The sequence below is a fragment of the Caulobacter sp. Root1455 genome, assembly GCF_001426905.1.
Lineage (GTDB): Bacteria > Pseudomonadota > Alphaproteobacteria > Caulobacterales > Caulobacteraceae > Caulobacter.
On the sequence record NZ_LMFQ01000011.1, the window covers coordinates 41,252 to 50,685 of the forward strand.

12 protein-coding genes are annotated in these 9,434 nt (G+C 69.6%); 6 read left to right on the plus strand and 6 right to left on the minus strand.

Annotated elements, in window-relative coordinates; all coding sequences use genetic code 11:
- Window positions 1–15: 15 nt before the first annotated feature.
- On the minus strand, window positions 16–1,071 hold the full coding sequence (locus ASD21_RS07310) for a LacI family DNA-binding transcriptional regulator (protein ID WP_056438868.1): 1,056 nt from the start codon (window positions 1,069–1,071) through the stop codon (window positions 16–18).
- A gap of 218 nt (window positions 1,072–1,289) precedes the next feature.
- On the opposite strand from ASD21_RS07310, the gene ASD21_RS07315 reads away from it, so the two are divergent.
- The 3 genes from ASD21_RS07315 to ASD21_RS07325 all read left to right on the plus strand — a co-directional run bounded on the left by ASD21_RS07315 (window position 1,290) and on the right by ASD21_RS07325 (window position 4,473).
- The gene (locus tag ASD21_RS07315; RefSeq protein ID WP_056438871.1) at window positions 1,290–2,561 is read left to right on the plus strand and encodes an MFS transporter; all 1,272 of its coding nucleotides are present in this window, start codon (window positions 1,290–1,292) and stop codon (window positions 2,559–2,561) included.
- A gap of 21 nt (window positions 2,562–2,582) precedes the next feature.
- Entirely contained in the window at window positions 2,583–3,401 is an 819-nt protein-coding gene (locus ASD21_RS07320; protein ID WP_056438874.1) for a TrmH family RNA methyltransferase, read from the plus strand.
- A 79-nt stretch (window positions 3,402–3,480) separates the two neighbouring features.
- Window positions 3,481–4,473 (plus strand): alpha/beta hydrolase, encoded by a 993-nt coding sequence (locus ASD21_RS07325; protein ID WP_056438877.1) that lies wholly within the window; start codon window positions 3,481–3,483, stop codon window positions 4,471–4,473.
- A gap of 149 nt (window positions 4,474–4,622) precedes the next feature.
- On the opposite strand, the gene ASD21_RS07330 is transcribed toward ASD21_RS07325, so the two are convergent.
- Entirely contained in the window at window positions 4,623–5,345 is a 723-nt protein-coding gene (locus ASD21_RS07330; RefSeq protein ID WP_056438880.1) for a helix-turn-helix transcriptional regulator, read from the minus strand.
- Between the two features lie 122 nt (window positions 5,346–5,467).
- Here ASD21_RS07330 and ASD21_RS07335 point away from each other — a divergent pair, with 122 nt between their 5' ends.
- Window positions 5,468–6,205 carry a glutathione S-transferase family protein gene (locus ASD21_RS07335; RefSeq protein ID WP_056438883.1) on the plus strand — a complete coding sequence of 246 codons (738 nt, stop codon included), beginning with the start codon at window positions 5,468–5,470 and terminating at the stop codon, window positions 6,203–6,205.
- A gap of 56 nt (window positions 6,206–6,261) precedes the next feature.
- On the opposite strand, the gene ASD21_RS07340 is transcribed toward ASD21_RS07335, so the two are convergent.
- Both ASD21_RS07340 and ASD21_RS07345 read right to left on the minus strand, forming a co-directional pair.
- Entirely contained in the window at window positions 6,262–6,492 is a 231-nt protein-coding gene (locus ASD21_RS07340) for a hypothetical protein (RefSeq protein WP_056438886.1), read from the minus strand.
- A 1-nt stretch (window position 6,493) separates the two neighbouring features.
- Window positions 6,494–6,688 (minus strand): hypothetical protein, encoded by a 195-nt coding sequence (locus ASD21_RS07345; protein WP_056438889.1) that lies wholly within the window; start codon window positions 6,686–6,688, stop codon window positions 6,494–6,496.
- A gap of 150 nt (window positions 6,689–6,838) precedes the next feature.
- Between ASD21_RS07345 and ASD21_RS07350 the strand changes: the two genes are divergently transcribed.
- Together ASD21_RS07350 and ASD21_RS07355 are read left to right on the plus strand one after the other, a co-directional pair.
- Window positions 6,839–7,234, plus strand: coding sequence for a hypothetical protein (locus ASD21_RS07350; RefSeq protein ID WP_056438892.1), 396 nt, complete (start codon window positions 6,839–6,841; stop codon window positions 7,232–7,234).
- A gap of 114 nt (window positions 7,235–7,348) precedes the next feature.
- Window positions 7,349–8,137 carry an IclR family transcriptional regulator gene (locus ASD21_RS07355; RefSeq protein WP_056438896.1) on the plus strand — a complete coding sequence of 263 codons (789 nt, stop codon included), beginning with the start codon at window positions 7,349–7,351 and terminating at the stop codon, window positions 8,135–8,137.
- On the opposite strand, the gene rhaT is transcribed toward ASD21_RS07355, so the two are convergent.
- Together rhaT and ASD21_RS24635 are read right to left on the minus strand one after the other, a co-directional pair.
- Window positions 8,134–9,228, minus strand: a complete 1,095-nt coding sequence (gene rhaT / locus ASD21_RS07360) for an L-rhamnose/proton symporter RhaT (RefSeq protein ID WP_056438899.1) — start codon at window positions 9,226–9,228, stop codon at window positions 8,134–8,136. The two genes, ASD21_RS07355 and rhaT, sit on opposite strands and share 4 nt — an antisense overlap.
- 77 nt (window positions 9,229–9,305) lie before the next feature.
- Window positions 9,306–9,434 (minus strand): hypothetical protein (locus ASD21_RS24635; protein WP_235523786.1); only part of this gene is annotated, 129 nt, incomplete at its 5' end.

Consider the following 9,434-nt stretch of genomic DNA (forward strand, 5'->3'; position numbering starts at 1 on the left):
AAACCGCGATCCACCTCACCCCCTCGGCGGCGCCGTCGAAGCCCGGTGGATCAGGGTGAAGGGCAGGAGTTCGTCGCGGGGCCGCTGTCCGGGTTCCGAATTGCGGGCCCCGCCGTTGATCAGCATCTTGGTCGCCAGGGTCGACATCTCCACCAGCGGCTGGCGGACGGTGGTCAGTTGCGGACGGCTGAGGCGCGAGACAGGGCTGTCATCGAAGCCGGCCACCGACAGATCGCCGGGGCACGAGAGGTCGGCCTCGGCCGCCGCCGCCAGGGCCCCCAGGGCCATGTCGTCATTGGAGGCGAAGATCGCCGTCGGCCGCTCGGGCAGGGCGATCAGGGCGGTCGCGGCCTTGTGCCCGGACTCGAACGTGAAGTCGCCCTCGCGGACCCACGCCTTGTCGACCTTCAGCCCGCGCGCCTTCATGGCGGCGAGGTAGCCCTCGCGGCGGGCCTGGCTGGCGCCGTAGCGCTGGTCGCCGGCCATGAAGCCGATCCGGGTGTGGCCCAGGTCGATCAGGTGCTCGGTCATCTCGCGCGCGGCGGCGACGTCGTCCATGTGCACGCGGGGGCCCGCGCCCTCGGGCTTTTCCGGACCCAGGCGCACATAGGGCGTGCCGGCCTTGTCGAGCAGCTCCAGCACGACCTCGTTGTCGCAGGACGGCGGGGTCAGGATCACGCCGTCGGGCTTGAGGGCGGCCAGCAGGGCGCCGACCTCCTGGCGCACGCGCGGGCCGTCGTGGTCGATCAGCTCGACCAGCAGGTGATAGCCGGCCGCGCGGGTCTCGACGGTCGCGCCCAGCTGGATGCGCTGCAGGTAGTCCGAACCGCGCTCGCTGCGCCAGTGGTCCAGGGTCAGGGAGGCGTCGACGAAGACGGCGATCACGAACGAGCGCGAGCCGGCCAGGCTGCGGGCCGACAGGTTCGGCGCATAGCCCAGGGCTCCGGCCGCCTCGAGCACGCGCTCGCGCATCTGCGGCCGCACGTTGGGCTCGTTGTTCATCACGCGAGAGACGGTCTTGATCGACACGTCGGCCCGCGCCGCAACGTCATAGATCGTCACCGACGCCATGGGCCCGCCCGGTTGCTTCGGTCCTGGTTGCTTGGACTCATCTTCATCCCGCCAACCTAGAGCAACTGCGCGGCATAAGGCGACGCTCCCGATTCAAAAAAGCGCGTTCCCAAGCCGTGACGCCTGCTTTGTCGTCGCTGGCGGCTTGTGTCCCCTGGCGCGGGGGGCCAGTGTCCGAGCCAATCGCGGCGCAGACCGCGTCTTGTTGGGGAGGCGTGATGACGACGGCGGAGGCGGTGGGAATCGACACGGCAAGACCGACAATTCCCGTGAAGCCCAGCTTCATCGCCGCCTTCACCCTGGCCCAGATCGGGGCCTATGTCAGTTTCATGCCCCTGTTCCAGGTGCTGTTGCCGCTGAAGGCCGAGGCCATCGATTCGGCGAACAAGGCCGTGGTGCTGAGCCAGGTCGCCGTCCTCGGCGCGGTCACCGCCAGCATCGCCAACCTGGTGGCGGGCGCCATCAGCGATCGGACGACGTCGCGTTTCGGTCGCCGGCGTCCCTGGATGGTGATCGGCGCGCTGGGCACGGTGGCCTCGTACTTCCTGATCATGATGGCCAAGAGCACGGTCCACCTGATGGCGGGAATCGTCTGCTTCCAGCTGGCCTTCAACGTGCTGTTCTCGGCCCTGCTGGCGGTGCTGCCCGACCGGGTGCCCGACGACCAGAAGGGCAGGGTGGCGGCCTTTCTCAGCCTGGGCCACCCGATCGGCGCCATGGCCGGGGTGATCCTGGTCGGCGGGCTGCTGGTCGGCGAGGCCTCGCGCTATTTCGCCATCGGTGTGGTGCTTCTGGTGGCCATCGCCCCGTTCGCCCTGGGCCTGAACGACACGCCGCTGCCCGCCGGCGAGCGGCCGCCGTTCAAGTGGCGCGACTTCCTGTCGGGGTTCTGGATCAATCCGCGGGCCCATCCCGACTTCGCCCTGGCCTGGGTCAGCCGCTTCATGGTGCTGGTCGCGATCACCCTGACCCAGTGCTACATGCTGTTCTACCTGCAGGACGCGCTGCACTATTCGGATCTGTTTCCCGGTCGTCGCGCCGAGCAGGGCATGGCGCTGCTGACCACGGTGGCCACCTGCACCAACGTCGCCTGCGGCATGCTGGGCGGGATGCTGTCCGACCGCCTCAAGCGCCGCAAGCTGTTCGCGGCCGGCGCGGCCCTGGTGCTGGCTGGAGCGATGGTCGTCTTCTCGCTGGTGCCCAGCTGGCCGGTGGTGGTGGCCGGCTTCGTGATCTTCGGCTGCGCGGTGGGCTGCTACTACGCCGTCGACATCGCCCTGGTCAGCCAGGTGCTGCCCTCGCAGAAGGACGCGGGCAAGGACCTGGGGGTGATCAACCTGGCCAACACCTTGCCCCAGGCCATGGCGCCGATCCTGGCGATGTGGGTGCTGGGTCCGGCCCACGTCAACTATCACGCCCTCTATCTGGTGGCCGCGGGACTGGCGGCGGCTGGCGGTCTGGCCATCCTTCCGATACGGGGCGTGCGCTAAACCCGTTTCCCCGAGGGACCCGTGCCCGACCTGATCCCCATCGACGATCCGAACGACCCGCGCGTCGCGGCCTACCGGGACATCAAGGAGCGCGACCTGGTCGGCCGCCAGGGGCTGTTCATCGCCGAGGGCGAGACGGTGCTGCGGGCCTTCGTCCGCGACGCGCCCGAACGGGTCCGGTCGCTGCTGATCGACGGCAAGCGCGCCGACAAGCTGGGCGAGGTGTTCGAGGGCCTGCCGCGCGGCGTTCCGGTCTATGTCGTCGGCCAGGCCGTGCTGGACGCGATCGCCGGCTTCCACCTCCATCGCGGCGTGCTGGCCGTGGGCGCCAAGCCCGAGCCGTTGTCCGCCGAGGCGCTGCTGGCCCAGGTCCCGGAAAAGGCGGCGCGGCGCGCGGTGGTGCTGGTGCTGATGGGCATCGCCAATCACGACAATCTGGGCGGCGTCTTCCGCAACGCCGCGGCGTTCGGGGTCGACGGGGTGATCCTGGACGGCGACTGCTGCGACCCCTTCTATCGCAAGGCCATCCGGGTCTCGATCGGCGCGACGCTCAGCGTGCCGACCGCCTGGCTGACGCCGGGCGAGGACGTGGTCGGCCTGCTGGAGCGCCACGGCTTCCAGGGCCTGGCCCTGAGCCCGGCGGCCGGCGAGACCCTGGCGCGGCTCGACCCGCCGGCCCGCGCGGCGGTGCTGCTGGGGGCGGAGGGACCGGGGCTGTCCCAGGCCGTCATGGACCGGGCGCGGACCATCGGCATCCCGATGGCGGGCGGTTTCGACTCGCTGAACGTGGCCACCACCAGCGGGATCGTGCTGCATCACCTGAGGTTCGCGACGCCCTGATCCGCGAGGATTGACACCGGTGACTTGTCGGGACCGGAAGCCCGCCCTAGGGTCCGTTCGCGTCGCTTAGGGAGGTCGCATGTTCAATCGCCGGGGAACCCTGGGCGCCTTGACGGGCGGCCTGCTGACATCGCTGCTGGCGGGCGCCGCTCAAGCCAAGCCGGACCAGCTCGCTCAAGCCGCGAAGGCCCCGATGGATCCGACCGAAGTCCTTCCCCTGTGGCCCGGCGACCCGCCCGGCTCGGCCGGCGTCACGGTCGTCGAGACCGTCGTCGATCGCACCGTCGCCGGCGGTCTGCGCGACCGCGCCACGACCCACACCCGCAAGCCGACCCTGACCGTCTTCCGCCCGGCCCAGGCCAACGGCGCGGCGGTGGTGCTGATGCCCGGCGGCGGTTACGAGCGCGTGGTCAGCGACAAGGAGGGCTTCGAGACCGCCCGCTGGCTGGCCGACCGCGGCTACACCTGTTTCGTCCTGCTCTACCGCCTGCCGGGCGACCACTGGGGCGCGGGTCCCGACGCCCCGCTGCAGGACGCCCAGCGCGCCGTGCGGCTGGTCCGCGCGAAGGCGGCGGCGATGAAGTTCGATCCCGCGCGGGTCTCGATCATGGGTTTCTCGGCCGGGGGACATCTGGCCGCCAGCCTGACCACCCGCTTCGACGCCAAGGTCTATGACCGGGTCGACGCCGCCGACGACTTGTCGGCCCGGCCCGACCTGTCGTGCCTGATGTATCCGGTGGTGACCATGGTCGACGGGCCGGCCCACGGCGGTTCACGCAAGCAACTGCTGGGCCCGTCGCCCACCCCGGAGCAGATCGCCCTCTATTCGCCCGAGCAGAACGTCACCGACCGCGTCCCGCCCGTGTTCCTGGTCCACGCCGCCGACGACAAGACCGTGCCGGTGGCCAACAGCCTGATGATGTTCACGGCCCTGAAGGCCAAGGCGATCCCGACCGAGATGCACATCTTCGAGGAGGGCGGCCACGGTTTCGGCCTGCGCGGGATCGTCGACAAGCCGGTCGCCGCCTGGCCCTCCCTGTTCGAGACGTTCGCCAAGCGGCACGGGGTCTAGGGGCTATCGACCTCCAATCGCCGTGCGTGGCCCTCGTCCTTCGACAAGCTCAGGATGAGGACCATTGCAGGCCCGGGCATTCGAAAACCTCATCCTGAGCTTGTCGAAGGACGGGGTTTTCGTATCCCGAAGCGGAGCATCCACCCTCGCTAGGGCGCGCAGCCCTCGCCCTTGGCCGCCCACCGCTTGCGCTCCTCCTCCAGGGCCCGCTGCCAGCGCGTCCGAAGGACGCCGGGCCGCTGGCCGTGGCGCTCGTCGAGGAACTCGGCGCCCTCGATCCGGTCGGTGCGGAAGTTGCGGAAGTCGTTGCGCAGCTCGCACCAGGCGATCAGCATCCGGACGGTCTCGCGATAGCCGACCGTCACCGGCCAGACGACGCGCTGGCTGACCGCGCCCTTCTCGTCGCGATAGTCCAGGCGGATCTTGCGGCCGGCGTGGATCCAGGCCCGGGTCTGGGCGATGTCGATCCCGTCCGGCAGCTGGTTCCAGGCCGGCGAGGCGCCGGTGGCTGGGGTCAGCACATAGGGGCGCAGCTGTTCGGGGACGGCGGCGGCGATCTTGGCGATCAGGTCGTTGGCGGCGGTGGCCAGAACCGGGTCGCCGCGTCCGGCGACCCACTGGGCCCCCAGCACGGCGGCCTCGATCTCGTCGGGTGTCAGCATCAGGGGCGGCATGTCGTATCCGGCCTCCAGCACGTAGCCGACGCCCGCCTCGCCGCGGATGGGCGCCCTCTGGCCGATCAAGGCGGCGATGTCGCGATAAACGCTGCGTTTGGAGGTCTCCAGTTCGCACGCCATGGCGTCGGCCGTGACCGGCTGCCGGTTGCGGCGAAGGATCTGGATGATCTGGAAAAGGCGTTCGGCGCGTCTCATGGGATCACTCTGCGCGGTCGATGCTGACAGCATGCTGGCAGCAGGATGGCGGTAGCGTCCGATTGTCGCAATACGGGTTCTGGGACGGACACCGGAAGGCGGCTCAGCAGGGAGAGACCATCATGATCACGCTCTACGCCGCCGGACCCGCCTATGGCCTCCCCGAGGGCAGCCCCTATGTCACCAAGACCGAGATCCATCTGAAGATGGCGGGCCTCTGGTACGAGAAGGTCCCGGCCCATCCGGAGACCTCGCCCAAGGGCCAGCTGCCGTGGATCGACGACGACGGGATCAAGGTCGCCGACTCCACCTTCATCCGCGCCTATATCGAGCGCAGCTACGGCGTCGATCTGGACGCCGGCCTCAGCAAGGCCCAGCGCGGCCAGGCCTGGGCGATCGAGCGGATGGTCGAGAACCATCTGGGCTGGGCCAGCTGCCATTTCCGGTTCTTCGACGACGACAACTTCGCCAAGGGCCCGGCCCGCTGGTTCGACGGCCTGCCGGGCGAGGCGCGGGCCGACGCCATCGACGGCCTGCTGGGCGCGGTCCAGACCAACCTCAAGGCCGTCGGCATCGGCCGCCATTCGCCCGACGAGATCGTCGAATTGGGCGCCTGGTCGCTGACGGCCCTGTCGGAGATGCTGGGGAGCACCTCGTTCATGATGGGCCACCGGCCCACCAGCGTCGACGCCATCGTCTTCGCCATGCTGGCCCAGATCCTGACGCCGTTCTTCGACTCCCCGCTGCGCCGCCGGGCCGAAAGCCTGCCCAATCTTGTGGCCTACGCCGAGCGGATGATGGCCGGCTACTATCCCGACTTCGCGCCCCAGGCCCTCGACGCCATGTGCCGCGCGGCGTGACCCTCAGATGAGGCCGCGCGTCCTGGTGGTCGCCGGGACGCGCGGCTTTCGGGCGTTCAGGACTTCCGTTTCTGCGCGTCGTTCGCCTGGAAGTCCGCCTTGCGGTCCGGGTCGTGGGCGTGGTGGACGTCGGACTCGCCGCCGCCGCCCGAGATCTTGCTGTGGCGGCTGTAGCGATCGGGATCGTCCGGATCCTTGACCGTGGGGTCGGGACGCGGCCGCTTGGCGTTCTCATGGCTGGCGCCGGGGCCTCCCCAGCGGTCGGCGGCGGGGTTCTTGTCGGGCATGTCAGCGGTCCTGCACGTTGCCGGAGCGGGAGGTGTTCTGGCGCAGGTTGCCGTGACGGCCCTGCTCCTTGAGATTCACATCGGCGTTGCCGGGATCGGGCGACTGCAGGTCGTCCTGGCCGGACTGGCCCTCGATCTCCGGCTTCTGGCCCTTGAAGGCGCGTTGTTCCGGCGGAATGGGCGGGGCTTTGGACATTGGTTTCCTCCATGTCTGCCCCGTTCAAACCGATCGGCGGGACGGGCGTTCCTAGCGCGCAGCTTCCCGGCCGCCCGCCAAGCGGAACCGGAACGGTCGCGCCGCGCTCCTTCAGCTTCGGGGCTTTCGAAGCTTTGGGAGGACAAGTTCATGACCCATTCCAAGATGTCGGCGCTCGTCGCCGCCTCGATCTGCGCCGCGTCCCTGGGCGCCTGCTCGGCGATGGGCGGCGGCGAGACCGGCTATTCGCCGCGCCTGGAGTCCAAGGCGTCCGACGAGAAGGCCTTCGCCACCACCTTCGCCGCGTGCCGCGACCAGGTTCGGGCCGGCAAGACCGACAAGTTCGACGTCTCGTCGTCCAGCGCCACGGCGCGCAACCTCGATCCGGGCGCCACGGGCCTGGTTCTCAAGGTCCCCTACGACAAGGCCAAGGGCGGATCGCGCGCCGCGCGCACAGCCCAGGACGAGGCCCACAAGGCGGCCATGAATCGCTGCCTGGACGCCAACGGCTATCGCGTCGCGGCCTGGGACGCGGCGTCGCGCTGACCTGACGCCTCCGGACCGAAGTTCAGACGATTTCGGTCCGGGATCGGCCAGGAGGCATCGTTGGAATCGGCATTCCAATGCTATCTAGAGGCGTGATCGGGATAGGATGCCGCCTTGTCGGATACAGCCGCGCCTCAAGCGTCCGCCGCCGCGGATCGCGCCAGTCAGACCCTGCACCGAGCCCTGGACATTCTCGAGGCCGTCGCCGAGGGCGCCCATAGCCTCAAGGCGTTCGAGGAACGGGTCGGGCTGACCCGCAGCACCACCCATCGCCTGGCCTCGGCCCTTGTCGATCGCGGCCTGCTGTCGGCGGTGGGGCGCGACTACCGGCTGGGCGGCCGGCTGGTGCAACTGGGTCATCAGGCGAGCGAGCGCCTGGGCCTGGGCGACGTGGCGCGGCCGGTGCTGGCGGCGCTGTCGGCCGAGACCCAGGATGCGACCAATCTGGGAACCGCGGCCGGCGACGACGTGCTCTATGTCGCCCAGGCCCCCGGGCGGCGCCGCCTGGAGATCCGCCACCGGGTCGGCGACCGCAACCGCATCCGCGACACCGCCCTGGGTCGCGCCCTGCTGATCGACACGCCGGCGCGGTGGGCCGCGCTGTTTTCCGACGATCCGAACGCGCCCGAGGCGGCCGCCTTCCGGCGCGACATGGAGGCGGCCCGGCGGCGGGGCCACGCCCTGCACCTGGAGGACGGCGGCGACAGCATCCGCTGCATCGCCGCTCCGATCCGCGACGCCAGCGGCGCGATCGTCGCCGCCATCAGCCTGTCCAGCGTCCCGCAATACATGGACGAGGCGCGGATGGCCGAGCTGGCGCCCCAGGTGGTCGAGGCCGCCCTGGAGATCGGCATGGCCCTGGGCTTCAACCCCGCGAGGCTTAGCCTGGAGGCCGGGGGTTAGGCCCCCAGCCGGTTGCCGTAGCCGATGATCACCGTCGCCCCGACCAGCAGGGCGACGCCGGTCCAGACCATGGCCTTGACCCCAGGGCGGGCGTCCTTCCATTCGCGGAAGGCGAAGCCCCACAGCGTGCCGAAGATGATGATCGAGGCCATGTGCAGGGTCCAGCTGGAGAACCCGAACCGGCCCATCTGGCTTTCGCCCATCGTGTAGAAGAAGAACTGGAAGTACCAAGCGGTGCCGGCCACCGCGCACAGCAGATAGTTGGCCAGCAGGGGAGAGCGCTTCAACGCCGCCGTATCAGGCTTGTCCGCCGCCTCGGCCGGGCTGACCGCGCCCAGCCACTGGCCGGCGCTGCGGTTCTTGACGATCAGCCAGGCGCACCACAGGCCGTTGGTGATCAGGCCGCCGAACATCACCAGGCACAGGGTCGGCAGGCCAGTCCACAGCGGGCCGGTGCCGGCGGCGGCCGACAGCGCTTTGATCGGCTCGCCGGCCGACAGCCCGAAGGCGAAGCAGGCCGACATGATCCCGGAGAACACCGCCACGGCGACGCCCTTCCTGAAGTCGAACTCGGCGACCGCGGCCTTCTTCTGCTCGGCCGACAGATCGGCGTCCTTCTTTGCCCCCGCCCAGGCGACGACCACGATGCCCGCCAGGGTGACCAGCAGGCCGGCCAGGATGATCCGCCCCGACAGCGTGCCCAGCAGGGTCTCGCCGAACTGACCCCGGAAGATCGGCGGGATCAGGGTGCCGAACACCGTGCACAGGCCCAGCACCACGGCCATGCCCAGCGACAGGCCCAGATAGCGCATGGTCAGGCCGTAGGTCAGTCCGCCGAAGCCCCAGAGCACGCCGAACAGGATGCACAGGCCCGCGACCTTGGGTGGGACCTGGGCCATCACGCCCAGCAGGTCGTTGGTCTGCAGGCCGGCGAACAGCCAGGGGGCCAGCAGCCACGAGAACAGACCGCCGGTCAGCCAGAAGATCTCCCACGACCAGCGGCGCACGCCGCGATAGGGCACGTAGAAGCTGGCGGACGACAGGCCGCCCAGCCAGTGGAAGAGCACGCCGAGCAGCGGGTTGGGTGTCATGGCGTCGTCCCCTCCGGCGAGATCTTAAGTCTCACATTGTGGAATAATATCTTATAGTTTGAATATTGAGCGTCAAGCTAAGGTGAAGTCTTGGCGACAACCGGCCTTGCCCAGGCGGGCCGTTGATCGAGTTTGTAGGCGCGTTTGGGCAGGGTGTAGGTGAGGTCGACGATCAGTTCGGCGGCCTCGACCTCGTCCATGCGGTG

Bases quoted from the DNA above. Each gene is read 5' to 3' on its own strand.
- ASD21_RS07310 (WP_056438868.1), bottom strand. From the start codon at position 1,071: ATGGCGTCGGTGACGATCTATGACGTTGCGGCGCGGGCCGACGTGTCG.
- ASD21_RS07315 (WP_056438871.1), top strand. From the start codon at position 1,290: ATGACGACGGCGGAGGCGGTGGGAATCGACACGGCAAGACCGACAATT.
- ASD21_RS07325 (WP_056438877.1), top strand. From the start codon at position 3,481: ATGTTCAATCGCCGGGGAACCCTGGGCGCCTTGACGGGCGGCCTGCTG.
- ASD21_RS07330 (WP_056438880.1), bottom strand. From the start codon at position 5,345: ATGAGACGCGCCGAACGCCTTTTCCAGATCATCCAGATCCTTCGCCGC.
- ASD21_RS07335 (WP_056438883.1), top strand. From the start codon at position 5,468: ATGATCACGCTCTACGCCGCCGGACCCGCCTATGGCCTCCCCGAGGGC.
- ASD21_RS07340 (WP_056438886.1), bottom strand. From the start codon at position 6,492: ATGCCCGACAAGAACCCCGCCGCCGACCGCTGGGGAGGCCCCGGCGCC.
- ASD21_RS07345 (WP_056438889.1), bottom strand. From the start codon at position 6,688: ATGTCCAAAGCCCCGCCCATTCCGCCGGAACAACGCGCCTTCAAGGGC.
- ASD21_RS07350 (WP_056438892.1), top strand. From the start codon at position 6,839: ATGACCCATTCCAAGATGTCGGCGCTCGTCGCCGCCTCGATCTGCGCC.
- rhaT (WP_056438899.1), bottom strand. From the start codon at position 9,228: ATGACACCCAACCCGCTGCTCGGCGTGCTCTTCCACTGGCTGGGCGGC.